The organism is Gordonia insulae, assembly GCF_003855095.1.
GTDB lineage: Bacteria > Actinomycetota > Actinomycetes > Mycobacteriales > Mycobacteriaceae > Gordonia > Gordonia insulae.
Genome location: NZ_CP033972.1, coordinates 1,277,415 through 1,301,326, shown reverse-complemented (window position 1 = coordinate 1,301,326; position 23,912 = coordinate 1,277,415). Strand labels below are relative to the sequence as shown.

The following is a 23,912-nucleotide window of genomic DNA, read 5'->3' as shown; positions in this document are numbered from 1 at the left end:
GATCCGCGGGGCGATCGGCGAGTGCCGAAGTTGGTCGAGTGTACAGATATGAAAATATGTCTACCTATTCGTTGACACTGATCCGCCGACACGTCTCTAATGGTTCGGTGACCTACGACACAATCATTCGCGACGGACTGTGGTTCGACGGGACGGGCACGCCCCCGGCGGTGCGAAACATCGGTATTCGCGACGGATCGGTGGCCGTGGTGTCCGCCGATCCGCTCGAGGAGGCGGGCTGTCGCGACGTCGTCGACGCCGCGGGCCTCTGGGTGATGCCGGGCATGATCGACATCCACACCCACTACGACGTCGAGGTCCTCGCCCAGCCGGGGCTGTCGGAGTCGCTGCGGCACGGGGTGACGACGATCCTGGTCGGCTCCTGCTCGTTGTCGACGATCCACGTCGACGGCACGGACGCCGGTGATCTGTTCGGCCGGGTCGAGGCGATCCCACGTCAGAACGTGATCGACATCGTCGACCGGCACAAGACCTGGTCGACGCCGGCCGACTACATCGATGCGCTCGAGGACCGTCCCCTCGGGCCGAATGTCGCCGCGTTCATCGGTCACTCCGACATGCGCACCGCTGCCATGGGACTCGACCGTGCGACCCGGAAATCGGTGCGACCCACCGCGTCCGAGCAAGAGCAGATGGAACGCTGGCTGTCGATGGCACTCGACGCCGGATTCGTGGGGATGTCCTCGCAACAGTTGCTCTTCGACAAGCTCGACGGCGACACCTGCCGATCGCGAACGTTGCCGTCCACCTACGCGAAACCCCGGGAACTACGCCGGCTGAAGGCGATTCTGCGCAGGACCGGGCGCATCCTGCAGGCGGGCCCCGACATCACCAATCCGTTGAACGTGGGTTCGCAGGTGTTCACCTCGATGGGTATCGGTCGGAACACCCTCAAGACGAGTCTGTTGTCCGCGGCCGACATCAAGGCCAACCCCTTCGCGATCAAGCTGATGGGTCCGCTCGCCGCGCTCGCCAACAGGTTCCGGGGCGACTTCCGCTGGCAGCATCTCCCGGTCCCGTTCGAGGTCTATGCCGACGGGATCGATCTCGTCATCTTCGAAGAGTTCGGATCCGGTGCGGCCGCACTGCATCTCAAGGAGGAGGTTGAACGTAACGACCTGCTCCGCGACGAGGACTACCGACGACGGTTCCGCAAGGACTACGACACCAAGTTCGGTATGCGGGTGTGGCATCGGGACTTCTTCGACGCGCAGATCGTGGCCTGTCCGGATACGTCGGTGATCGGGAAGAGCTTCGGCGAGGTCGGCGACGACCGCGGCGGGCTGCACCCGGTGGACGCCTTCCTCGACCTCGTGCTCGAACATGGCACCGATCTCCGATGGCGGACGACGATCTCCAACCATCGACCCGAGATGCTCCAGCAGATGGCCCGGGAGCCCGGTATCCAGTTCGGCTTCTCCGATGCCGGTGCGCATCTGCGGAACATGGCGTTCTACAACTTCGGACTGCGCCTGCTGCGCCATGTGTACTCGGCTCAGTGCGCCGGGCGACCGTTCATGGAGGTCTCGGCCGCGGTCCATCGCATGACGGGTGAACTCGCCGACTGGTACGGGATCGACGCGGGTCACCTGCGCCCGGGTGATCGCGCCGACCTCATGATCGTGGATCCGCGCCACCTCGACGACACCCTCGACGCGTACGCCGAGGCGCCCATACCGGCCTACGGTGGGCTGTCACGGATGGTGAACCGCAACGACGACACCGTGGTCGCCGTGTACGTCAGCGGGCGCAAGGTGGTGGAGGACGGCGTACCCACCGACCTCGTCGGGGTCACCCGGACCGGGCGGTTCCTCCGGCACGGTCGTCGTGCGCCGGCCGTCCCGGCCGCCCCGAGCCCCGCGCCGCAGCAGGCATTCGCCGATGTCCGCTGATCCGGCCGACATCGTCCGCGGTCTGTGGGCGGCGCTCGCCCGACGAGATTGGGATGCGGTGACACCGTTCCTCGCCGACGACTGCATCTACGTCGACGTTCCGTTCGGTCCGACGCTGGCCGCACGCGGACCGGTCGACATCGTCAAACGCATCAAGGTCGGTTTCGAACCCCTGACCGCCTACGCCAACCACGACGGTCTCCTGGTGAGTACCGGCGACGACGTGATCTATGAGCATTCGGAGACCTGGGAGTGGCCGACCGGTGAGGTTGCCGTCCTGCCCTTCGTCACGGTGCACCGCATCCGCGACGGCCAGATCATCCTGTGGAAGGACTACTGGGACTCGGCGACTCTCATCCAGAACGCACCACCGACCTGGATGTCGGATCTCGCGAGTGCCGACACCAGTTGGGTGTTCGACGCCACCGGCCACATCTGACGGCGACTGCCCGGCCGCACCCCCTCGTCGGTCAGTCCCGATTCAGCCGCGGGAGCAACGCGGCGGTCTTCGTCTCGGTCCAGCCCGGGGGCTGCAGCATCGCGGCCCACGCATAGGGGATCGCGGACATGTAGTCGTGTCCGTGGCCGTCGGGGACATTCACCGCGACCGCCATGTCGGCGGACACCTGTAAGAACGTCACGAACGGGATCCAGCGGGTCGCCGAGAGGACGTCGCGCCCACGGGGTTCGGACAACCAGTCGGGTTCATTGAGGATCAGCTGGGGATTCCACCAGGTGATGGGATCGCTCGCATGCTGCAGATAGACGACTCGCGACGACTTCCACGGCGCATCCGGTCGGGTCAGGTCCGTCTCGTCGGCGATGAATCGGACCTGCGCGCCGTTGTCGTAGACCGGAAGCACCTGCGGCGAACCGGCATCGCGCTCTCGTGTCGTGTCGTTCCACAGCGTGTTGTTGAACGTCGGCCCGCTGAACAGGGCGCCGTCGGTGCGCGCAGCCAGCGCCGGAATGCTGCCGAACGCGGCTTCCCCGGCGAAGGATCCGAGACTCTCCCCGAACACCACCAGTTTCGGGCGTTCGGCCTCCGGGATCGCCGAGACCCGTTCGGACACCGCCTCGAAGAGGGCGCGCCCCGCCTGCCGGGCGCGCTCCTTGTCGACGAGGAACGAGAGCCAACTGGGCAGGTACGAGTACTGCATGCTGACGATCGCGGTGTCGCCGTTGTACATGTACTCGAGCGAGTCGACGGTGGCCTTGTTGACCCATCCGCTGCCGGTGGTGGACCCGACCGCGACCAGCTTGCGCTGCAGACCCCCGGTGCGGACCAGCTCATCGGCGGCCAGCTCGGCATTCTCGCGGATGGAATCGCCCGACTCCAGACCGGCGTAGACGCGGATCGGCTCCATGGCGGGAGCACCGTTGAACTGGGTGAGGGCGCCGGTGTCCGGACCGCGGGAGACGAACACACGACCTTCCCGACCGAGTGAATCCCACGTGACGAGTGACCCGGGTCCACCGGAACGAAGGGCGGAGGTCGGCGGGGAGTTGTCGGCTTTCGTCTCCTCGTTGGCGGCGGCGAAACTGGAGTTGAGCCACTGCATCGAGTACTTGGCGACGACGCCGTTGAGCACGAAGACGGTGAGCGCGATGACCAGGCCTACGCCGATGACTGCTGAGATGCGCGGCGGGGCAACACGGTTGAGCTGCCGAACGGACCATCGGACGAGCGAGCCGAACGCCTGGCCGAGCGTCACCAGCAGGACGAAGATGATCACCAGGATCACCGCGATGAGCGGGTACGCCGTCCAGCCCAGGTGGTCGACACCCATGAGGTCACGGATGTCGTTCTGCCACTGCGAGAACCAGATCAGCATCAGGGCGGTCCCGATGACGGCGATCACCGCGAGGACGATCCACGACGTGCGCGTCGCGCTCCGCCAGGACTCGTCCCGGGAGATCATGAACCGCGCCAGCCACGTGAGGAACACGCCGAGGCCATAACCGACGGCCGCCGAGGCACCGCTCACCAGACCCTGGAAGAGTGCATCCCGGGGGAGCAGCGACGGCGTCAGGGAGAACCACAGGAACACCAGCGCGACGATCATGCCCGCGAAGGCGTACCGGCGTCGGTGACGTCTCCACCAGCCCGTCCTGCCGTTTCGGCCATCGTCGTCGGGTCGGGTGGTCGGCGGGGCGGACTCCTCCGGTTGTGCGTGCCCAGAGGCTGTCTCGGGGTGTCCTGCGTCCTCGGAGGTCGTGCTGTCAGATGTCACCGAATGAGCTCCTACGGTCGCCGGAGCCGTAACACTATCAGCGCCGACACCTGCGGCGACGCGGCTACACGAGTCGGTTGCCCGAGGTCGGGTCGAACAGGTGTACTGCGCGGTCGGCTTGGTGTAGGCGGATTGCGTCGCCGAGTTTGGCGGGTGCGCGGTGGGGGGAGCGTGCGACGAGGGTGACTGGGTCGCCGTCGAGGGTGGTGATGGTGGGATCTTTGACTTCGGCGTAGACGTAGCTTTCGCTGCCGAGTTCTTCGAGGAGTGCGACGTCGGCGTTGATGCCGTTGTCGCGGCCGATGGCGAGGTGTTCGGGTCGGATGCCGACGATGACGTGGGTGAGGCCGGATTTGTGGAGGAGGCCTTGTGCTTCGTTGTCGAGGTCGACGGTGGAGCCGGCGATGGTGATGGTGCCGTCGGTGACGGGTGCGGTGAACAGGTTCATGGCGGGTGAGCCGATGAAGCCGGCGACGAAGGCGTTGACGGGGCGGTCGTAGAGGTCGGCGGGGGTGGCGAATTGTTGGAGGGCTCCGTTTTTGAGGACGGCGACGCGGTCGCCCATGGTCATGGCTTCGACTTGGTCGTGGGTGACGTAGACGGTGGTGGTGCCCAGGCGGCGTTGTAGGGCGGCGATTTGGGTGCGGGTTTGGACGCGGAGTTTGGCGTCGAGGTTGGACAGTGGTTCGTCCATGCAGAAGACTTGGGGTTCGCGGACGATGGCGCGGCCCATGGCGACGCGTTGGCGTTGGCCGCCGGAGAGTTTGGCGGGTTTGCGGTCGAGGTAGTCGGTGAGGTCGAGCAGGCGGGCGGCTTCGGCGACTTTCTGTTTGCGTTCTTCGGTGCCGATGCCGCGCATTTTGAGGGCGAAGCCCATGTTTTCGCCGACGGTTTTGTTGGGGTAGAGGGCGTAGTTCTGGAAGACCATGGCGATGTCGCGGTCTTTGGGGGCGACGCCGACCATGTTGTCGCCGCCGATGCGGATTTGTCCGGAGTCGATTTCTTCGAGGCCGGCGAGCATGCGTAGGGCGGTGGATTTGCCGGAGCCGGAGGGGCCGACGAGGACCACGAATTCGCCGTCGGTGATGTCGAGGTTGAGGCGGTCGACGGCGAGGGTGTCGGCGCCGGGGTAGACGCAGCAGGCGTTGTCGTAGGTGATGGAAGCCATGGTGGGTGTCTCCTGAGGTGGTGAGAACTGGTGTGGTGACGGTTATGTGATGGCGCCGCGCTGGGACGGGTTTCGGGTCACGTGGCGTGCGCCGCTATTTGATGGCGCCGCGCTGGGACGGGTGCCGGGTCACGTGGCGTGCGCCGCTATTTGATGGCGCCGAACGAGAGTCCGCGGACGAGTTTGTTCTGGGCGATCCAGCCGCAGATGACCACGGGTAGGGCGGCCAGGACGGAGGCTGCGGAGAGTTGGGCCCAGTAGAGGCCTTGTCCGGACATGAAGCCGGTGAGGAATACGGGCATGGTTTGGGCGTTGACGGCGGTCATGTTGACGGCGAAGAAGAACTCGTTCCAGGAGAAGATGACGCAGATCAGTGCGGTGGCGGCGATGCCGGGGGAGATCAGTGGCAGGATCACTTCGCGTACGGAGGTCCAGAGGCTGGCTCCGTCGATGCTGGCGGCTTCGAGGAGTTCGCTGGGGACTTCGAGGAAGAACGAGCGCATCATCCAGACGGCGATGGGTAGGTTCATCGCGGTGTAGAGGATGACCAGGGTCCAGATGTTGTCGAGCATGCCGATGCGTCCGACGATGACGTAGAGCGGGATGATGGCGGCCACGATGGGCAGCATTTTGGTGCTGATGAAGAAGAACAGTGCGTCTTGGGTTTTGCGGACCGGGCGCAGTGAGAGGGCGAATGCGGCTGGGACTCCCAGGGCCAGTACCAGGATGGTGGAGACGATGGTGGCGAACAGTGAGTTCATCAGTGGGGTGCCGATACCGGCGTCGAACACTTCTTTGAACTGCTCGAGGGTGGGGGTGAAGATGAACGTCGGTGGGTTGGTGGCGGCGTCGCTTTCCTTCTTGAACGCGGTGAGCACCATCCACAACACCGGGAAGAAGAACCCCAGCGCCAGAATCCAGGTGAACACGGTCAGCAGGACCCCGCGTGGATTGCTGCGGCGGGTGATCTCCACCCCGTCGACGGTTGTCGACGATGCGCGGGTCTCGGTTGAGGTACTCATCAGGCTGCCTCCTCGTTTCCGGTGAAGCTCTTGAAGATCAGGCGTAGTGCGAGCGACGCGACGACGATCGTGCCGATCACCGTGACCACGCCCATGGCGGCGGCCTGTCCGATGTCGAAGCCGAGGAATGCGCGCTGATAGATGTAGAACGGCAGGTTCGCACTCGACACCCCGGGACCACCGGAGGTCATCATGTACACCGCGTCGAAGGTGTTGACCAGATAGATCGCGCCCAGCACCGCACCGAGTTCGATGAACCTCCGCAGGTGCGGCAGGGTCAGTTCCCGGAAGAGCCGGAAACTGGTGGCACCGTCGACGCGGGCGGCCTCGCTGATGTCGTGCGGCATCGACTGCAGGCCGGCCAGGATCAGCAGCATCATGAACGGCGTCCACTGCCAGACCAATTCGGCGATGACACTCATCAGCGGGTACTGGCTGAGCCAGTCGGTGTGGACTCCGAACGGGCTCAGCGCCCAGTTGACCAGACCGTTCGTCGGTGACAGCAGACTGGTCTTCCAGAGCAACGCGGCCGCGACCGGGGTCACCAGGAACGGGGTGATCAGCAGCGTCCGAACGATCCCGCGGCCGAGGAACTTCCGGTCGAGCAGCAGGGCGAAGATCAGACCCAGGATGACCGACGCGAGCACGGTACCCACGATCAGCACGATGGTGTTGAGAGTGACCCGCCAGAACTGGCCGTCGGTGAAGACCGCGAAGTAGTTGTCGAGCCCGACGAAGCTACGGGAGCCGGGACGGACCAGGTTCCACGACTGCGTCGAGTAGAAGAGGGTGAACACGAACGGGATCTGGGTCACCACGATCATGAAGATCAGGGCGGGCAGCAGTGGGCCCCGTCGGCGCCATCCCTCGGCGCGCGAGATGTGATCCCGGTGCGACTTCAGCGGTTCATCGGACCGCGGTTGTGGATCGGCCCCTGGTTGGGCGAGTGCGGTGGCCACGTCTCACCTCTCCTTCTGGTAGGTCTTGCCGACGGTCTCGGCATACTTCTGACTCTGTTCGAGCGCCGTGTCGACGCTGATCTGGCCTGCGATGGCCGCCGAGATCTGCTGGCTCACCCGGGTTCCGAGATCCTGGAACTCAGGGATCGCCAGGAACTGGATGCCGGTGTACGGCACGGGCTTCAGGGTGGGCTTGAGCTGGTCGGCCGTGGTCATGGCCGACAACGTGGCGTCGGCGAACGGCGCAGAGATCTCCTTGTAGGCCGGCAGCTCGTACGTCGACATCCGGCTGCCGGGCGGGATGTGGCTCGCGCCGAGGGTGTCGGCGACGTGTTTGATGTAGTCGCGGTTGGTCATCCAGTTGATGAACTTCCACGCCTGCTCACGCTTGGCGCTGCTGGTCGGGATGCCGAGCGACCATGTGTAGAGCCATCCGTTGTCGGACTTGGCCATGCTCGGTGCGGGCAGGTAGCCGACGTCACCTGCGATCGTCGAGGTGTCGGGGCTCTCGAGGACCGACACCGCCGATGTCGCGTCGTACCACATCGCGGTCTGGCCCTGCGACAACAGATTGCCGCATTCCTGGAAGCCCGACGAGGCCGCACCGGGCTCACCGTCCTTGCGTACGGTGTCGACGTAGAACTGCACGGCCTTCTTCACCTCGGGGCTGGTCAGCTGGGCGTTCCAGTCCTCGTCGAACCAGCGGCCGCCGAATGCGTTGATGACGGTGTCCAGTGGTGCGAGCAACTCGCCCCAGCCGGGCTTGCCGCGTAGGCAGATCCCGGAAACGTCACCGCGATGAAGCTTCGCCGCGGCCTCGGCGACCTCGGGCCAGGTCGGCTTTGCCGGCAGAGTGACCCCTGCGTCGGCGAACATCTTCTTGTTGTACATGAGGAATGACGACTCACCGTAGAACGGTGCCGAGTACATCGATCCCTTGTACGAGAGGGCCGTCTTCAGAGTGGGGATGAAATCGTCTGCGGCATAGGAGGGGTCGGCGTCCATGTAGGGCGTCAGGTTGACCAGCCAGCCGTTCTCGGCCCACATGGGGGTCTCGTAGTTGCTGATCATCACCACGTCGAACTCGCCGCCGCCGGTCGCCACCGAAGAGGTGATCTTGGCGCGCGCCTCGTTCTCCGACAGGGTGACGAACTTCAATTTGATGCCCGGGTTCTGTTGTTCGAACTGGCTGGACAGCTTGACCGCGTCCTGCATCTGCGAGTTGGACACCATCGCGACCGTCACGGCGTCACCACCGCCGTCGGTGAGTGACCCCGCGCCGGAACATCCGGTCATGACGAGCGCGAGGGCCGCGGCACCGGACGCCGCCGCCATGCGGGAACGGCGCGATGCACGCCTGATCCGCCGCGCGAAACCTGGTCTTTCGGCCATCAGTGATCACCTTTCTGTTGGGCGACAAGCCATTCCGCGGTGGGGAGATCGGTGACGAGGATCGTCGCGTAACCGCCGCGCAGCGCGCCGAGAATGGAGTCCCGGCGGTGTTCTCCACCGGAGACGAGGATGGAGGTGGGGCAGGCGCGAACCGAGTCGAGTGGGACGGAGACGGTCCGGTCGACGAGTGTCGATGCCACCGCCACGCCGTGCGCGTCGTAGAACCGACCGCCGATCTCGCCGACCGCCGCCAGTTCGTCGAGTTCGTCGAGCACGATGGCGTCGATGAACGCACCCTCGAAAAGAGTGGTCGACGTGGACACCGAGCCGACGCCGAACAGCATCACATTCGCCGATCGCGCCGCTGACAATGACTGCGACAGAATCGAATCCCGTTCCAACGCGGTGACCGTGTCCGGATCCGCGTACAGCGGCGCGACAAGTCGCATGGGTTGGGCGTGGAGGCGATCGGACAGGCGCGACAGGGCGTGGTCGACGCCGGTGTGGTACTCGACGGAGGTCATCGAACCGTCCATCTGCACCACCTGTCGGCACGACGAGTTCGCCGTCATCGCGTCGGCCACGGCGACCTGTTCGGGTCCCCAGGTGAAGCCGAGGACGTCGGTCGCCTGGATACGTCGGGCGAGTACCGATGCGCCCGCGCGACCGAGTGCGGCGTTGCCCGACGCGGTGCCGTCGGCGATCTCGTCGATCACCAGGGCCTCGTCGAGCCCGAACGTCTCCTCGACACAACGCTCGACGTCGGTGTGGATCGACGCGCTCAGGTGCCCCGGCGCGCTCACGGTCACCTGGACGAGCCCCTGGGCGCGAGCCCGGGCCACCAGCCGCCCGGCGGTCGGGCGGGACACCCCAAGACGTGTCGCGATCTCGGCCTGGGTCAGCCCCTCGAGGTGGTACATGGTGGCCGCCCGCACGAGAAGGCGCAGGTCATGTCCCGAGTCAGGTGTGGTCCTCGCGGGAGTCGTCATTGGTCTCGCTTCGCGTTCACGGTGAGCATATGCTCACTAGCCGGAGTTATGCTCAATACGCTAACATCAGGAATGTGATGCACGCAACAATCGATGACGAGAGTGACCTGTCGATCCGCACGATGCGGTCGAGTGTCCTTCACCCGGACGGCGGTCTGACCGTGGAGGATCGCCCGGTGCCGACACCCGGGCCCGGCGAAGTGCTCATCCGCGTCAGTGCGGTCGGCGTCTGTGGGTCGGACACCCATTACCTGCGACACGGACGGATCGGTACGCATGTCGTCGAGACGCCCCTGGTCCTCGGGCATGAGGCCTCCGGGACGATCGTCGCGGTCGGCGGCGGTGTCTCGCGGTCGCGCGTCGGCGAGCGGGTGTCGATCGAGCCGCAGACACCGGATCCGGCCAGCGACGAATCCCGGCGCGGACTGTACAACCTGTGCCCGCACATGCGCTTCTACGCGACGCCGCCGGTCGACGGCGCGCTCTGCGAGTTCGTGACCATCGGCGCCGCATTCGCGCACTCCGTGCCGGACCGGGTGAGCGACGAGGCGGCCGCACTCTGTGAACCGTTGTCGGTGGCGATCGCAGCCATCCGCAAAGCCGATGTCGGCATGGGTGATTCGGTACTCATCGCCGGCGCGGGGCCGATCGGGCTGATGTGTGCGCAGGTTGCGCGTGCCGCGGGAGCCACCACGATCGTCGTCAGTGAACCCGATCCCGATCGACGCGAGGTCGCGCGCAGGTTCGGTGCCACCGACGTCGTCTCGCCCGGTGCCACGGTCGATCCGGTCGGTGCGTTCATCGACGCGAGTGGTGTGGAACCCGCGGTGATCGGCGCTATGTCTGCGCTCCGTCCCGCGGGGCGAGCGGTGCTGGTCGGCATGGGCACGGACACGATGGCACTTCCGGTGTCGCTCATCCAGAATCGTGAGATCGTGCTCACCGGGGTGTATCGGTACGCGAACACCTGGCCCACCGCGTTGTCCCTGATCACCTCCGGTCGAGTGGATCTCGACTCGATGGTGACCGGCCGCTTCGGCCTCGACGACACGCGGGCGGCCCTCGACGCCGACCGCATCCCGGGCAGTATCAAGGCGGTCGTCTACCCCGGCATGCCCCGCCACCCGACATCCGGCACGGACCGTCCGACACCGACAACCGACAACACGTAAGGACTGACCCGTGACCGAGACCGTTGAACTGACGCAATCGACGCTGCCGGAGATCGACGGAGCCGCGACGCCCGACTACGACCGAACCCGGATAGTCACCGGCATCGTGCATTTCGGTGTCGGCGGATTCCATCGAGCGCACCAGGCGATGTATCTCGATCGGCTCCTCGCCACCGGCGACGACGGCGCGTTCGAGTGGGGCATCTGCGGCGTCGGTGTGCGACCGCCCGATGCGGCCATGCGCGACGCCCTGGTCCCGCAGGACGGCCTGTTCACGCTCACCCTCAAGGACCCCGAGGGAGGGGTCGAGACCGGAGTGATCGGTTCCATCACCGACTACCTGTTCGCGCCAGATGATCCCGAGCGCGTGATCGAGAAACTGGCCGCGCCGGACACCCGAATCGTCTCGCTGACGGTGACCGAGGGTGGCTACAACTTCTCACCGGCGACCGGAGAGTTCGATACGGAGAATCCGCAGATCGTTGCCGATCTCGCCGATGGTGCGGTGCCGGTCACCGTGTTCGGTCTGGTCGTGGAGGCGCTCCGCCGGCGCCGGGCGCGCGGTATCCCGTCGTTCACCGTGATGTCCTGCGACAACATCCAGGGCAACGGCGAGATGGCGGAATCGACGTTCCTCGCGTTCGCGCGACTCAAGGATCCCGAACTGGCGGACTGGATGGCCGAACACACCCGGTTCCCCAACTCGATGGTCGACCGGATCACTCCGGCGACCCCGGCCGATCTGCGGGCGGAGGTCCTGACGCGAACCGGGATCGACGATCGCTGGCCGGTGGTCGCCGAGCCGTTCACCCAATGGGTCCTCGAGGATCGTTTCACGATGGGCCGCCCTCGACTGGAGGACGTCGGCGTCCAGATCGTCGACGACGTCACGCCCTACGAGTTGATGAAACTGCGGCTGCTCAACGCAAGTCATCAGGCCCTCTGCTACTTCGGGTACCTCATGGGATATCGCTATGTCCACGACGCCACCGCGGACCCGCTCATCGCGACACTGTTGCGCCGCTACATGAACGACGAGGGACGCCCGACCCTGCGACCGGTCCGGGGAGTCGACCTCGACGACTACACCGAGACGTTGATCCAGCGGTTCTCCAATCCCGCGATCGCCGACACGATCGCCCGCCTCTGTCAGGACTCGTCGGACCGCATCCCCAAATGGCTGGTACCGGTCATTCGGGAGCGTCTGACCGACGGAGGTGACGTCACCCTCGCGGCCGCAGTGGTGGCGAGCTGGACACGCTACGCGGAGGGCGTCGACGAGGACGGGGACGAGATCTCCGTCGTCGACCCGCTCGCGGATCGGCTGATCCCGCTGGCCCGCGAATCCCGTGCCGAGTCATTGGCCTTCGTCTCCGACACCACCCTGTTCGGGGATCTCGCCGAGGACGCCGGATTCACCAAGCCGTATCTGGCGGCGCTGGAGTCGCTGCGTCGTGACGGCGCCCGCGCGACCCTCGAGGAGCTGCTCGGATGACAGATACGCGCGCAACGCTCGTCGCCGGTGTCGACTCGTCGACGCAATCGTGCAAGGTCGTCGTCTGCGACGCGGACACCGGGCGGGTCGTCCGCGCCGGCTCGTCGCCGCATCCTGCGGGCACCGAGATCGATCCGGAACAGTGGTGGGACGCGCTGAACCGGGCGATCGGCGAGGCGGGCGGACTCGACGATGTCGCCGCACTGTCGGTGGCGGGACAGCAGCACGGTCTGATCTGCCTGGACGGCGACGGCTCGGTGATCCGTGATGCCTTGTTGTGGAACGACACCCGCTCGGCGCCGAGCGCCGCGGCTCTCGTCGACGAATTGGGTGGCGCGCAGGAATGGGCGTCGCAGGTCGGTGTGGTGCCGGTGGCCTCCATCACCGCGACCAAACTGCGCTGGGTCGCCGATCACGAATCGGATGTCGCCGACGCGACCGCCGCCGTCTGCCTGCCACACGACTGGTTGACCTGGCGGCTCCGTGGCGCCGACGGCCTCGACACCTTGGTCACCGACCGTAGCGACGCGTCGGGCACCGGATACTTCTCGGCCGCCGACGGCGCCTATCGAGAGGATCTGCTGCAGTTGGCCTTCGGGGGCCGCCGTCCACTGCTCCCGCGGGTGTTGGAACCCGCGGAAGTGGCCGGCCGCACCGGCACCGGCCATGTCCTGGGCGTAGGCGCCGGTGACAATGCGGCTGCCGCACTCGGTCTCGCAGCCGGAGCGGGGGACTGTGTGGTCTCCTTGGGTACCTCGGGAGTCATCAGTGCGGTCACCGAGACCCCGGCCCGCGACGGCGCCGGACTGGTGGCCGGATTCGCGGACGCCACGGGCCGCCAGCTCCCGTTGGTGTGCACGCTCAACGGCGCACCGGTGCTCGCGACGGCGGCCGGCATGCTCGGCGTGGATCTCGACGAATTCGGGCGACTCGCGTTGTCGGCCGATGTGGGATCGTCAGGGCTGGTCATGGTGCCATACCTGTCCGGTGAGCGGTCGCCGAATCTGCCGGACGCCACCGGATCCATCGTCGGGATCACCGGAGGCAACGCCACCCGGGCCAACATGGCGCGGGCCGCCGTCGAGGGGCTGCTGTGCTCGCTCGTCTATTGCATGGAGCTGATCCGGGACCAGGGTGTCGCCATCGATCGTGTGCTGATGATCGGTGGTGGCAGCCGGTCGGAGGCCGTGCTCGCGATCGCCCCCGGACTGTTCGGTTCCCCGGTCACGGTGCCCGCGCCGGGCGAATACGTCGCGCTCGGTGCGGCCCGCCAGGCGGCGTGGGCCCTCACCGGTGAGCTACCCGCATGGAAAGTACCTGCGGCGCAACGCACCGGGACGGCGATCGGGCCGGAGGTGTACGCGCGCTACCGATCCGCTGCGGAGTTGATTCTCTCGCGCTGACGCCGGACCCGGCCCAGAGTCGCGAGCGTGGGAGAGTCACGGAACGGGCGCCGTCGCCGGATCACTGTGCGCCGGAACCCGTTCCCGCACCGACCACGAACGGGAGATCGAGTGCCGTGCGAATGCCGGGCGGGCCGTCGATCACGACGGGGATCGCATTGACGATACGGCCGGCGGCCGCCACGATCGCGGCGTGATTGTGGTCGCCGTGCTCACTGGTGGGGCAGATGTCGACCCGATATGACGGCTCGCCGACGATCTCCACGCGATAGCATCCGCCCGGTTGTGCCGGCGTGGCCCAGTCGGCGCCGAGATCGTCGCGCAGACGCGTGACGTGCTCGATCACGATCGTGGGCGCGCCGGCGACCATGCCGATGATCTCGAATCGCACGGCTGCACGCGTTCCCGCGGCGATGTGTCCGGCCGCGATGTCGAAGGAGTCGGGCGCGGGCTCCTCCGCATAGCGTTCGACGATCTCGTCGACCGTCACCCCGAGGCCGGCCGCGAGTTGTCGAATCGTGGTGCCCCACGCCAATCCGAGCACGCCGGGCAGGAAGAGCATGGGGGTCTCGTCCATCGGCTTGCCGAAGCCCATCACGTCGAACATCACCGCCGCGCCGTCGTAGGTCGCGTAGTCGGCGATCTCCATGCACCGGACCTGCTCCACGCGCTGGCAGGTACCCGCGAACACCAGCGGTACGAGGTCGTTGGCGAACCCGGGATCGACACCGGTGACGAAGATGCTCGCCTCGTGTTCGGCTGCCGCCGCTTCCACCTTTGCGATCACCTTCGGCGGCATCACCCCCCACGGATACTGCAGCGACACCGGTGCCGACCCGACGACGTCGATCCCGGCAGACAGGAACCGGATGCAGTCGTCGAGTGCCTCGACCGGTCGGGTGTCACCCATCGCGCAATACACCACGCAGTCCGGTGCCGCTGCGATGATCGAGGCCAGATCGGCGGTGGCGACGACGCCGGTGGGTCCGCGGTCGAGCCCGGCCAGATCGGCCGCGTCGCGGCCCACCTTGTCCGGGGTCGACACGCAGAGCCCGACCAGCTCGAAACGTGCGTCGTCGATCAGCTGCCGCAGGGCCAGCCGGCCGACGTTCCCGGTCCCTACGTGAGCCACACGGATGGCCATCGAACACTCCTTGCCCTGGTCAGGTGAACAATTGTCCGGACTACTGTCCATATCAGTAGATCACGTCGGCGGCGAAGTCGATAGAACTTGTTCTCATTTGCCCGTTGACCAGGTAACCTGGCTCGCCATGGGACGCGTAGACGACAAAGTTGCACTGATCAGCGGTGGTTCACGGGGGATGGGCGCATCACACGCCCGCATGCTCGTCGCGGAGGGCGCCAAGGTGGTCCTCGGCGACATCCTCGACGACGAGGGCAAGGCGCTCGCGGACGAACTCGGCGACGCCGCGCGCTACGTACACCTGGACGTGACGTCACCCGACGACTGGGCGGCTGCCGTGGCGACGGCCGTGGACGATTTCGGCAAGCTCAACGTCCTGGTGAACAACGCCGGCATCGTCAACGGCAGCACGCTGCAGAAATTCCGCCTGGACAAATGGAAGCAGATCATCGATGTGAACTTGACCGGCACCTTTCTCGGGATGCAGGCTGCCGTGGATCCGATGATCGCCGCAGGTGGCGGCTCGATGATCAACGTGTCGTCGGTCGAGGGCCTGCGTGGAAGCCCGTGGGCGCACGGCTATGTCGCGTCGAAGTGGGGTGTCCGCGGTCTCGCGAAATCCGCTGCGCTGGAACTGGCGCCGCACAACATCCGGGTCAACTCCATCCATCCGGGCATGATCCGCACTCCGATGACCGAGGGTTTGCCGGAGGACATCGTGAAGACCCCACTCGGCCGCCCCGCCGAATCCAGTGAGGTCTCCACGTTCATCGTCTTCTTGGCCAGCGACGAGTCGTCCTACGCGACGGGGACCGAGTTCGTGATGGACGGCGGACTGACCGCGGACGTGCCCCACAACTGAGACGGCGGGGAAGGGCGCCCGGACATTTAATTCATCGCCTGTTGACCAACGGGCTGCGTGGTGCCTAGCATCGGCTATGCGCGCCATGATTCTCAAGGAATTTCGCGAACTCCGGCGGGACCCCCGCACCCTGGCCATGTTGATAGTCCTGCCACTCCTCTTGCTGGTGATCTTCGGCTATGCGGCCAACTTCTATGTGTCGTCCGTCCAGACCGCTGTCGTCGGCCCGTCCGCGGAACAGGTCTCCAGATCGCTGCCGTCGTATTTCGAGGTCACCGAGACAAACGTCGACGCTTCGACTTCGCAGGCAGAGGAACTGTTGCGAGAGAACAAGGTCGACGTTGCCATCGTGTCGGCGTCCGACCCGCGGCAACCGGCCACCGCGTTGGTCGACGGATCGAACCTGTTCGCCGCTCAGTCGACGGTGGGCATCCTGAACAAGCTGGGCGATCAGATCAAGGTCGATGTGCTGTTCAACCCCGACCTCAAGACGTCGTGGGTCATGGTGCCGGCGATCATCGGGTTGATCCTGACCTTCATCGGCACGATCGTCACCAGTATCGGGCTGGTTCGGGAGCGGGAGGCCGGCACGCTCGAGCAACTCGCGGTGATGCCGATCGCGCCGAGCCAGGTGATCCTGGGCAAGATCGTGCCGTATTTCCTGCTGGCCGCGGTGGACATGATCGTCGTGACCGTCTTGGGCATGGTTCTCTTCGACGTCCCATTCAACGGCAGTGTTCTCGTCTTCGCGCTCGGCGCGGCGATCTTCCTGTTCGTCGTCCTCGGGCTGGGAGTGCTGATATCGACGATCTCGCAGACGACGGGACAGGCGATCCAGACTGCATTCCTGCTCCTGATGCCGCAGATCCTGTTGTCCGGCATGATATTCCCGCTCGACGCGATGGCGGCGGGCGTACGGTGGATAGGTTATCTGCTGCCGCTGACCTACTTCACGATGATCTCGCAGGGAGTCATGCTCCGCGATGCGCCCATCGAGTCGTTGTGGATCCCACTCGTGGTGCTGACCGCCATGGCGGTTGTGGTCTTCACCGGGGCAACCCTGCGGTTCCGCCGCGACCTGGCGCCCGACGTGTCGAAGGTGAAGACGGCGTCCGGCTCGACGTCCGTTGACCCCGCCGACGCGGGCGCGGCATGATCGCCGGCGCGGACGGCGTCAGTGTCCGCTTCGGAAACCGAACGGCGCTCGACGATGTCAGTGTGCATGTTCCGGCGGGTCGCGTGGTGGCATTGGTCGGTGGTGACGGAGCAGGCAAGTCCACACTGCTGAGAACCTTCGTCGGCGCCGTGACACCGGATTCCGGGGTAGTGCATGCGCCGGTCAAGGATGAGGTCGGATTCCTCTCGGCCGGGCCGGGTAGCTGGGCGGCACTGACCGTCCGACAGAACCTCGACTTCGTCGGAGGCATCTACGGACTCGGCGGTGGCGAACTCACGCGGAGACGAGAAGAACTCATCGACCGGGCCGGGTTACGCATAGCCGCCGACCGAGTGGCCTCGGCCCTCTCCGGAGGTATGCGACGCAAGCTGGGCGCAGCGATGGCGATGCTGCACCACCCACAGCTGTTGATCCTGGATGAACCGAGTACCGGTGTCGATCCGGTCAGCCGCATCGATCTGTGGCGGATGATCTCCGAGTCCGCTGCCGAGGGCGCGGCCGTTCTCATGTCGACGACCTATCTCGATGAGGCCGAACGCGCAGGCGAACTCGTGGTTCTCGATGCCGGTCGAATCCTCACGCAGGGTTCATACGACGATGTACGCGCCGAATTCACCGGTGCCATCACCCGATCCGAGGTACCGGTTCGACCAGACTGGTCGTGGCGACGTGGGCGAGAGCGACACGAGTACTGGCCCGGGCTGCCAGAAGGCGGCACCCCGGTGGAGCCGGACCTGGAGGACATCGTCATCTCACTGTCGCTCATCCGCCGGAACGAGGTGCGGGCATCATGACCGGCGAGGTCATCAGGGCACAGTCGGTCACCCGTAGGTTCGGTGATTTCACCGCGGTCGATTCGGTGTCCATGACTGTTGCGCCCGGAGAGGTGGTGGGACTTCTCGGCGCGAACGGGGCGGGGAAGACCACGCTGATTCGCATCTTGCTGGGCCTCCTCCCGGCAACCGAGGGGGCGGTCGAGTTGTTGGGGGGACCGCCGGATCGAACGCGCAGGGCGCGCCTGGGGTACGTCCCGCAGAATCTCGGCCTGTACCGCGATCTCACGGTCGAGGAGAACCTGTCGTTCAGTGCGGGCGCCTACCAGGTGGGCGTGCCCGACGTGCCCGCAGACCTGCGCGACGTACGCGACACGCTGGTCGGGGATCTGGCACTGGGCGCTCAGCGGCAGGCCGCGTTCTTTGTGGCGTTGGCGCACCAGCCCAGCGTGCTCGTCCTGGACGAGCCGACGTCGGGCGTCGACGCACTGTCCAGGGCTGAACTCTGGGACACGATACGGCGGCAGGCCGACAACAATGTCGGTGTCCTGGTGACGACGCACTACATGGAAGAGGCCCAACAATGTGATCGCTTGTTGCTCATGGCAAGTGGGAAATTGGTGGGTTCCGGTAGCGAGGACGACATCATCGGTGACACGCGGGCTGTTGCCGTCCACACCGCTGACTGGGCGGCCGCTTTCGACGTTCTGAACAGAGCGGAGATCCCGGTGATCCTGGCGGGCCGCTCGATTCGGGTACCCGATACCGACCCGAACGCGATCGTGTCGGTCCTCGACGCTGCGGGGATCACGGCAGAGATCAGTCCCGTCCGCGCCACCATCGAGGAACGGATGTTGGTGCTCGCTCGCAGCCCGAAACCGTGACCGGGCGGGGCAGAGGTCGTCCGAGACTGTCCGACGATGGTGGCGGGAATCGCGACGCCATCCTTGCTGCTGCACGAGAATTGTTTTCCGACAACGGTTTCGATCGAACCACCATGCGGGCCATCGGCCGTCGGGCCGGGGTCGATCCCGCATTGATCCATCACTACTTCGGAAACAAGGAGGCCCTGCTGGTCGCGGCGCTGAGGCCGGATCCCGTTGCCGCAGGGGTGTTCGACGGCTTCGATGCGGCAGCGACGGCGGATCCTGCCGCCGAACTCGTCCGACGGGTGATCGTGTTCTGGGAGGACCATCCCGAACAGCGGGCACGAGCCGTCGCCATGCTTCGGGTCGCCGTGACGCACGACGAGGTCGCCGCGGGAGTCCGTGCCTTCTTCCTGGGTATGGCACGCGGGACCTTGGGGGAGATAGCCCGAGCAGACCACCGTGAGCGGCGCATCTCGCTCGTCGTGACGCAAATGATGGGACTCGTCATGGCAAGGTACGTGATGGGCGTCCCGGAGATCGTGTCGGCATCCCCGGCGGAGCTGGCGCGCCAGGTCGGTCCGTCGATGTCGCATTACCTCTTCGGGGACTTCGACATCGGGGACTGAGGTCAGATCGCGTCCGCGCCGTTCCGGACCGGGTACCTTCAGGCAGAAGAGCGAACCCGACGGAGGATGCGCGATGGCCGGCACGACCAGCTCGGACGTGACGGTGCCGCGCGCCAGATCCGTGGGCATGCTGCTCGGGATCATAATCGTCCTGGTGCTAACGAACCTCGTGGCACATTTCACCGGACGGTGGACCGGGATGCTCGCCGTCCCGGTGGCGGCCGTGGCCCTGGTGGCCGCGACACGCGTGATGGGGCTGCAGTGGCGCGAGATGGGCCTGAGCCGCGCCGAATTGCGGGCCGGAGTCCGGTATGCCGTTGCCGCGGTGGTGATCGTGTTCGCGGTTGTCTCGGTGGCCGTGGCGATCCCGGCCACGCGGCAGTTCTTTCTCTCCGATCGCTACGACAGCGCAGCCGAGGCCACGCTCGCGGCACTCGTCGTGATTCCGCTACAGACGGTGTTGCCCGAGGAACTGCTCTTCCGCGGTGTCCTGCAAGGGGCACTGGGCCGGCTGTTCGGTGTGCGGGCGACATTGGGACTGGGTGCGCTGGCCTTCGGGCTATGGCATGTCAGCTCCTCGCTGGGACTGACCTCGGGGAACGAAGGGCTCAGCGGAATCCTCGGCTCCGGCACACTGGCGCAGATCGCCGGAATCCTGGGGGCCGTCGTGGCCACTTCATTTGCCGGGCTGATTCTCGGCTGGCTGCGGTATCGCACCACCAGCCTGCTCGCCCCGGTCGCTCTGCACTGGTCGCTGAATGCAATCGGGGCGATCGGTGCGGCGGTGGCGTGGCACCTGCCGTCATGAACCGCCCCGCTCACCCCGTAGGGGCATCGGGTGCCGGCCCCGGAGCGGGCAGTCCGTCAAGGCCGAGGTGCCGGAGCAGTTCGTCGGCGACCGAGGCAGGATCTCGACTCTGGGTCAGCAACGTCAGATCCACGCCGTCGAGCTCCCGCATGGTCGCTGCGAGAGTCGATGCGGAATCGAGCAACTCGACCAAGCCATGCCAGGAGGCCGGTTCGCGTTCGGTGATCCGTAGGCGCAGGGTGTCCACCTCGGCGTCGAGTCGGACGACGAACAGATCGACACCGGGGAGCGCTGACCGGAGCCGCCGCAGGTAGCTCTCGCCGTCCACGGTGGCGGTGATGAACACCAACGGGTATCCGGCGTCGCGGTATGCGGCGGCGACCACGCGCAGATTGTCGAAGACGACCGGAGGCGGTAGCGGCGGGTAACTGCGTTCGAGTTCGTCGACCTCGATCATCGCGTTGGGAACTCCGGCCGACCCGAGGCGGTCGTGGAGCGCAGTTGTGACCGAGCTCTTGCCGGACCCGGGCGGCCCGGTCACCACGATGGCCCTCATGTCCGTAGTATCGCAAGCCGGACGGCGTCCCCGTGTACGAGGCGTCAGGTGGTTCCGAAGATCCTGTCTCCCGCATCGCCGATACCCGGCACGATATAGCCGTTCTCGTCGAGCTCCCGGTCGACCGCGGCCGTGAAGATCGGCACGTCGGGATGTGCGGAATGCAAGGCCTCGATGCCCTGCGGGCAGGTCAGCAGGCACACGAACTTGATCGACCGTGGCGAGTACTCCTTGATCCGCTCCACCGCGGCGACCGCGGAATGACCGGTGGCGAGCATCGGATCGACGACCACCACATCCCGCTCCGCGAGATCACCGGGCATCTTGAAGTAGTACTCGACTGCGATCAGGGTCTTGGGGTCCCGGTAGAGGCCGATATGACCCACACGGGCCCCGGGAACCACGGTCAGCATGCCGTCGACGATCCCGGTGCCCGCGCGCAGGATCGACGCGAACACCACCTTCTTTCCGTCGATCACGTTCGCCGTCATGGTCTCCAGCGGCGTCTCGATGGTGATCGGGTGCATGGGTATGTCATGCAGCACCTCGTAGGCCATCAACGTGGAGATCTCGTTGAGCAGACGCCGGAAGTCGTTGGTGGAGGTGTCCTTGCGGCGCAACAGGGTCAGTTTGTGCTGCACCAGCGGGTGGTCGATGAGAACAACGTCGTCCATCTTGTCTCCGTCTCGTGTTGTCGGCCGGTCAGAACACCGTGCCGTCGCTGGCGATCGCCAGCGGTGGAAGCCCACCCCGAAGCCGTTGTGCCAGCGCACGTCCTGCCGACCAGGTGCCACCCTCGAGCACGCAGGCGAGGGGCAGGGCCGACTGTTCGACATCGAGTCGCTCCCGGACCAGCGGGGCGAGTTCGTCGATCAGTGCGATTGTCAGAGCGCGCCATTCCACGATCAGCTCGTCTCCGACCGACCAGGTGCGCTCGACCAGGGCCGGGTCATGCAGCCGAATCGCGCCCGTGTCGATGAGCAGGCCACCGTTGCGGTATTCGGGCAGTGCGGTGAGATCGTCGAGTCCGCTCACCTCGACACCAGCCCAGGCGAACGGTTCCAGCAGGGAGTAGGTCAGCCACTGGGACAATTTGTGAAACGGCATCCAGCCCTCGGTCCGGCCCGCGCCGTGCACGGCCTGGTGTCGCCAGCAGTCGCCGACAGGTTGGTCGCCGATGCTGTTGTCGGACAGCCAGATCCGCGACAGTGTGGTCAGCAGTGCGGACAGGATGTCGGTTGCCGGGATGCTCCGATCGCCGTCGTCGACGAGCGCGTCGTAGAGACGGCCTGGTCGCCCGTCCGGGCCGAAGACGTCGGGTCGTGCGATGAGCGCGTCGGCGAGCCGGTGCAACAGTTCGACGCGACCGGACAACCCCACCAGCGGGTTGCTGCCGGTGACCTGGAAGGCGGTGGCCAACGACTCGACCGTGAGATCACGAAGCCCGGTGGCATCCACCATCGGCGTTCGGCCGGCGGAGAACCGACCGTCGAGGAAGGCGTGCCAGCTTGCGACACCGAGTCCTTCCGACCGTGCCAACGAGAGTTCGGTGCCGGGTTCCCGGAAGGCCCAGTCGGGTCCGGCGCCCGCGTCGAGCAGCACACTGACCACCGCGAGATCGATCAGTGCGCGCGCCCGCTCGTCGACCTCGGTGGGCAATTGGTCGGCCGCGCCGGAGATACGATCGAGACCACCGGCCTCGAAGTGTCGCCACCTGCTGTGGAAAGGGATGTCCAGATCCGGGTAGCGTCGCCGCGTCACGGCGACCACGTCGTCCGCCGCGAGGAGCAGGGCATCGTCGTCGATGGAGAACCATGCGGAATCCCCGGCACGCGCACGGTCCAGCAGACCGTGCGCACGGCTGCGGATCGCGTCGGTCGTGCGTAACTCCGCGGCTGCTCCGACGGGGGTGTCGGTGGAGGTGTCACCGACCGAAGGGTCGAGGTGGACGGTCATCCGTCGAGTCCTCGACCCTTGACCTTGCCGAGCTCGACGGCGTCGGGCACCGGGCCCGGTGTGAAGTATCCGGCGGCCATCTTGGCGTCGATCTCGACCTGGGCATCCTCGGGGATCAGATAATCGGGGATGTTGACGCGTTCACCCACCTCGATACCGGACCCGGTGATCGCGTCGTACTTCATGTTGCTCATCGACACCAGTCGATGGATCTTGCGCACTCCGAGCCAGTGCAGGACATCGGGCATCAGCTCCTGGAAGCGCATATCCTGCACGCCCGCAACACATTCGGTCCGAGCGAAGTACTGATCGGCGGTATCGCCACCGACCTGACGCTTCCGCGCGTTGTACACCAGGAACTTGGTCACCTCACCCAGTGCACGACCTTCCTTGCGTGAATAGGAGACCAGTCCGACGCCGTCGCGCTGGGCACCGAGGATGCATTCCTCGATCGCGTGTGTGAGATATGGCCGGCACGTGCAGATGTCGGACCCGAACACATCGGAACCGTTGCACTCGTCGTGCACGCGGGCGGTCAGTTCGACAGTGGGGTCCGCGAGATCAGCCGGATCACCGAAGATGTAGACGGTCTGACCGCCGATGGGCGGCAGGAACACCTCGAGATCGGAGCGCGTCACCAGTTCCGGATACATGCCGCCGGTCTCCTCGAACAGGACCCGCCGTAGCTCCGCCTCGGTGCACCCGAATCGTGCGGCAACACTCGGCAGATGCCACACCGGTTCGATCGCGGCCTTTGTCACCAGCGCCGCGCCGGATGCCAGCAGATGTGTGCCATCGGGGGTCAATCGCCCCTTGGCGATCGCGTCGGCGATCTCCGGTAGGACCACGTGCGCCTTGGTGATCGCGATCGTGGGACGGATGTCGTGACCCGCTGCGAGTTCGGTGGCGAACGCCTCTGCCGTCATCGCACCCCACGGATCGAGACTGACGATCGCGCCGGGCTGCGACCACTGGGGGTAGGGGCCCACGACATCGGTGGGTGTGGTGTTGGTGAGATCTGCGCGGTGCTCACGGGAGAGGGCGCCGGCGGCGACGGCCAGCGCGCGGTACACGCTGTAGGAGCCGCTGTGGGTGCCGATGACGTTTCGGTGCGCTCGCCGCGACGTCGTGCCGACCACGGGTCCGCGTTCGGCGGCAGTGGGGGCACCCCATCGGATCGGCAGGGCGTCGAGCCCGCCGCTGTGCGACGTCAGACGGATGTGGCCGCCGCCGGCGGGTGTGGCCGGCGTCAGCGAGTTCGCGCCCAGATCTGCGGTCATCGTCGCTCCTGTCATCCTGGGTGACTCGGCGTCTGCCGCGACCTCCGGTGGAAAGCGCCAGCATAACGACTACCTCCAGCGTATGCCGGGTGACCGGATCGGGCGCAGAAGTCC

22 protein-coding genes are annotated in these 23,912 nt (G+C 66.1%); 11 read left to right on the top strand and 11 right to left on the bottom strand.

The features are described 5' to 3' along the window. Positions 1-56: 56 nt before the first annotated feature. Both D7316_RS05960 and D7316_RS05955 read left to right on the top strand, forming a co-directional pair. The gene (locus D7316_RS05960) at positions 57-1,913 is read left to right on the top strand and encodes an N-acyl-D-amino-acid deacylase family protein (RefSeq protein ID WP_124707460.1); all 1,857 of its coding nucleotides are present in this window, start codon (positions 57-59) and stop codon (positions 1,911-1,913) included. Beyond that, the gene (locus D7316_RS05955) at positions 1,903-2,352 is read left to right on the top strand and encodes a nuclear transport factor 2 family protein (RefSeq protein ID WP_124707459.1); all 450 of its coding nucleotides are present in this window, start codon (positions 1,903-1,905) and stop codon (positions 2,350-2,352) included. The genes D7316_RS05960 and D7316_RS05955 overlap by 11 nt, the downstream gene beginning before the upstream one ends. Before the next feature lie 31 nt (positions 2,353-2,383). Here D7316_RS05955 and D7316_RS05950 read toward each other — a convergent pair whose 3' ends face one another. The 6 genes from D7316_RS05950 to D7316_RS05925 form a co-directional block, all read right to left on the bottom strand. Next, positions 2,384-4,147: an alpha/beta hydrolase gene (locus tag D7316_RS05950; protein WP_124707458.1), complete on the bottom strand. Its 1,764-nt coding sequence runs from the start codon at positions 4,145-4,147 to the stop codon at positions 2,384-2,386. 64 nt (positions 4,148-4,211) lie between these two features. Continuing rightward, positions 4,212-5,315, bottom strand: coding sequence for an ABC transporter ATP-binding protein (locus D7316_RS05945; protein WP_124707457.1), 1,104 nt, complete (start codon positions 5,313-5,315; stop codon positions 4,212-4,214). Between the two features lie 146 nt (positions 5,316-5,461). Next, positions 5,462-6,337, bottom strand: coding sequence for a carbohydrate ABC transporter permease (locus D7316_RS05940; RefSeq protein ID WP_124707456.1), 876 nt, complete (start codon positions 6,335-6,337; stop codon positions 5,462-5,464). After that, positions 6,337-7,296 (bottom strand): carbohydrate ABC transporter permease, encoded by a 960-nt coding sequence (locus tag D7316_RS05935; protein ID WP_124707455.1) that lies wholly within the window; start codon positions 7,294-7,296, stop codon positions 6,337-6,339. Before D7316_RS05935 ends, D7316_RS05940 begins: the two co-directional genes overlap by 1 nt. Before the next feature lie 3 nt (positions 7,297-7,299). Beyond that, on the bottom strand, positions 7,300-8,688 hold the full coding sequence (locus D7316_RS05930) for an ABC transporter substrate-binding protein (RefSeq protein WP_456298018.1): 1,389 nt from the start codon (positions 8,686-8,688) through the stop codon (positions 7,300-7,302). Continuing rightward, complete coding sequence (locus D7316_RS05925; RefSeq protein WP_124707454.1) at positions 8,688-9,677, bottom strand: sugar-binding transcriptional regulator; 990 nt, start codon at positions 9,675-9,677, stop codon at positions 8,688-8,690. The genes D7316_RS05930 and D7316_RS05925 overlap by 1 nt, the downstream gene beginning before the upstream one ends. Positions 9,678-9,754: 77 nt before the next feature. On the opposite strand from D7316_RS05925, the gene D7316_RS05920 reads away from it, so the two are divergent. From D7316_RS05920 to xylB, 3 genes are read left to right on the top strand one after another with little or no spacing between them, the layout of a single operon-like run. Further along, a complete protein-coding gene (locus D7316_RS05920; RefSeq protein ID WP_232017136.1) occupies positions 9,755-10,849 on the top strand; it encodes an NAD(P)-dependent alcohol dehydrogenase in 1,095 nt (364 codons plus the stop codon). Positions 10,850-10,859: 10 nt separating this feature from the next. After that, complete coding sequence (locus tag D7316_RS05915; RefSeq protein WP_124707453.1) at positions 10,860-12,344, top strand: mannitol dehydrogenase family protein; 1,485 nt, start codon at positions 10,860-10,862, stop codon at positions 12,342-12,344. Further along, complete coding sequence (gene xylB / locus D7316_RS05910; protein ID WP_124707452.1) at positions 12,341-13,747, top strand: xylulokinase; 1,407 nt, start codon at positions 12,341-12,343, stop codon at positions 13,745-13,747. Before D7316_RS05915 ends, xylB begins: the two co-directional genes overlap by 4 nt. Before the next feature lie 61 nt (positions 13,748-13,808). Here xylB and D7316_RS05905 read toward each other — a convergent pair whose 3' ends face one another. Further along, positions 13,809-14,891, bottom strand: a complete 1,083-nt coding sequence (locus tag D7316_RS05905; RefSeq protein WP_124707451.1) for an NAD(P)H-dependent amine dehydrogenase family protein — start codon at positions 14,889-14,891, stop codon at positions 13,809-13,811. 127 nt (positions 14,892-15,018) lie between these two features. On the opposite strand from D7316_RS05905, the gene D7316_RS05900 reads away from it, so the two are divergent. From D7316_RS05900 to D7316_RS05875, 6 genes are all read left to right on the top strand, one after another. Then, complete coding sequence (locus tag D7316_RS05900) at positions 15,019-15,753, top strand: glucose 1-dehydrogenase (RefSeq protein ID WP_124707450.1); 735 nt, start codon at positions 15,019-15,021, stop codon at positions 15,751-15,753. 76 nt (positions 15,754-15,829) lie between these two features. Further along, on the top strand, positions 15,830-16,909 hold the full coding sequence (locus D7316_RS05895; RefSeq protein WP_124707449.1) for an ABC transporter permease: 1,080 nt from the start codon (positions 15,830-15,832) through the stop codon (positions 16,907-16,909). Then, positions 16,906-17,724, top strand: coding sequence for an ABC transporter ATP-binding protein (locus D7316_RS05890; RefSeq protein ID WP_124707448.1), 819 nt, complete (start codon positions 16,906-16,908; stop codon positions 17,722-17,724). The genes D7316_RS05895 and D7316_RS05890 overlap by 4 nt, the downstream gene beginning before the upstream one ends. Beyond that, on the top strand, positions 17,721-18,587 hold the full coding sequence (locus D7316_RS05885) for an ABC transporter ATP-binding protein (protein ID WP_124707447.1): 867 nt from the start codon (positions 17,721-17,723) through the stop codon (positions 18,585-18,587). Before D7316_RS05890 ends, D7316_RS05885 begins: the two co-directional genes overlap by 4 nt. Then, positions 18,584-19,198 (top strand): TetR/AcrR family transcriptional regulator, encoded by a 615-nt coding sequence (locus D7316_RS05880; RefSeq protein ID WP_164473737.1) that lies wholly within the window; start codon positions 18,584-18,586, stop codon positions 19,196-19,198. Before D7316_RS05885 ends, D7316_RS05880 begins: the two co-directional genes overlap by 4 nt. Before the next feature lie 73 nt (positions 19,199-19,271). Continuing rightward, positions 19,272-20,006 carry a CPBP family intramembrane glutamic endopeptidase gene (locus tag D7316_RS05875; protein WP_124707446.1) on the top strand — a complete coding sequence of 245 codons (735 nt, stop codon included), beginning with the start codon at positions 19,272-19,274 and terminating at the stop codon, positions 20,004-20,006. A 10-nt stretch (positions 20,007-20,016) separates the two neighbouring features. Here D7316_RS05875 and D7316_RS05870 read toward each other — a convergent pair whose 3' ends face one another. Genes D7316_RS05870 through D7316_RS05855 form a run of 4 tightly spaced genes read right to left on the bottom strand, consistent with a single transcriptional unit; the run spans position 20,017 to position 23,798 of the window. Then, positions 20,017-20,562, bottom strand: coding sequence for an ATP-binding protein (locus tag D7316_RS05870; RefSeq protein WP_124707445.1), 546 nt, complete (start codon positions 20,560-20,562; stop codon positions 20,017-20,019). Between the two features lie 44 nt (positions 20,563-20,606). Continuing rightward, positions 20,607-21,236 carry a uracil phosphoribosyltransferase gene (gene upp, locus D7316_RS05865; protein ID WP_124707444.1) on the bottom strand — a complete coding sequence of 210 codons (630 nt, stop codon included), beginning with the start codon at positions 21,234-21,236 and terminating at the stop codon, positions 20,607-20,609. Positions 21,237-21,264: 28 nt separating this feature from the next. Further along, positions 21,265-22,518 carry a URC4/urg3 family protein gene (locus D7316_RS05860; protein WP_124707443.1) on the bottom strand — a complete coding sequence of 418 codons (1,254 nt, stop codon included), beginning with the start codon at positions 22,516-22,518 and terminating at the stop codon, positions 21,265-21,267. Continuing rightward, entirely contained in the window at positions 22,515-23,798 is a 1,284-nt protein-coding gene (locus tag D7316_RS05855; protein WP_124707442.1) for a GTP cyclohydrolase II, read from the bottom strand. The genes D7316_RS05860 and D7316_RS05855 overlap by 4 nt, the downstream gene beginning before the upstream one ends. Positions 23,799-23,912 lie beyond the last annotated feature (114 nt).

Bases quoted from the DNA above. Each gene is read 5' to 3' on its own strand.
- D7316_RS05875 (WP_124707446.1), top strand. From the start codon at position 19,272: ATGGCCGGCACGACCAGCTCGGACGTGACGGTGCCGCGCGCCAGATCC.
- D7316_RS05890 (WP_124707448.1), top strand. From the start codon at position 16,906: ATGATCGCCGGCGCGGACGGCGTCAGTGTCCGCTTCGGAAACCGAACG.
- D7316_RS05955 (WP_124707459.1), top strand. From the start codon at position 1,903: ATGTCCGCTGATCCGGCCGACATCGTCCGCGGTCTGTGGGCGGCGCTC.
- xylB (WP_124707452.1), top strand. From the start codon at position 12,341: ATGACAGATACGCGCGCAACGCTCGTCGCCGGTGTCGACTCGTCGACG.
- D7316_RS05895 (WP_124707449.1), top strand. From the start codon at position 15,830: ATGCGCGCCATGATTCTCAAGGAATTTCGCGAACTCCGGCGGGACCCC.
- D7316_RS05885 (WP_124707447.1), top strand. From the start codon at position 17,721: ATGACCGGCGAGGTCATCAGGGCACAGTCGGTCACCCGTAGGTTCGGT.
- D7316_RS05855 (WP_124707442.1), bottom strand. From the start codon at position 23,798: ATGACCGCAGATCTGGGCGCGAACTCGCTGACGCCGGCCACACCCGCC.
- upp (WP_124707444.1), bottom strand. From the start codon at position 21,236: ATGGACGACGTTGTTCTCATCGACCACCCGCTGGTGCAGCACAAACTG.
- D7316_RS05905 (WP_124707451.1), bottom strand. From the start codon at position 14,891: ATGGCCATCCGTGTGGCTCACGTAGGGACCGGGAACGTCGGCCGGCTG.
- D7316_RS05870 (WP_124707445.1), bottom strand. From the start codon at position 20,562: ATGAGGGCCATCGTGGTGACCGGGCCGCCCGGGTCCGGCAAGAGCTCG.
- D7316_RS05960 (WP_124707460.1), top strand. From the start codon at position 57: ATGTCTACCTATTCGTTGACACTGATCCGCCGACACGTCTCTAATGGT.
- D7316_RS05940 (WP_124707456.1), bottom strand. From the start codon at position 6,337: ATGAGTACCTCAACCGAGACCCGCGCATCGTCGACAACCGTCGACGGG.
- D7316_RS05860 (WP_124707443.1), bottom strand. From the start codon at position 22,518: ATGACCGTCCACCTCGACCCTTCGGTCGGTGACACCTCCACCGACACC.
- D7316_RS05945 (WP_124707457.1), bottom strand. From the start codon at position 5,315: ATGGCTTCCATCACCTACGACAACGCCTGCTGCGTCTACCCCGGCGCC.
- D7316_RS05900 (WP_124707450.1), top strand. From the start codon at position 15,019: ATGGGACGCGTAGACGACAAAGTTGCACTGATCAGCGGTGGTTCACGG.
- D7316_RS05925 (WP_124707454.1), bottom strand. From the start codon at position 9,677: ATGACGACTCCCGCGAGGACCACACCTGACTCGGGACATGACCTGCGC.
- D7316_RS05930 (WP_456298018.1), bottom strand. From the start codon at position 8,688: ATGGCCGAAAGACCAGGTTTCGCGCGGCGGATCAGGCGTGCATCGCGC.
- D7316_RS05920 (WP_232017136.1), top strand. From the start codon at position 9,755: ATGCACGCAACAATCGATGACGAGAGTGACCTGTCGATCCGCACGATG.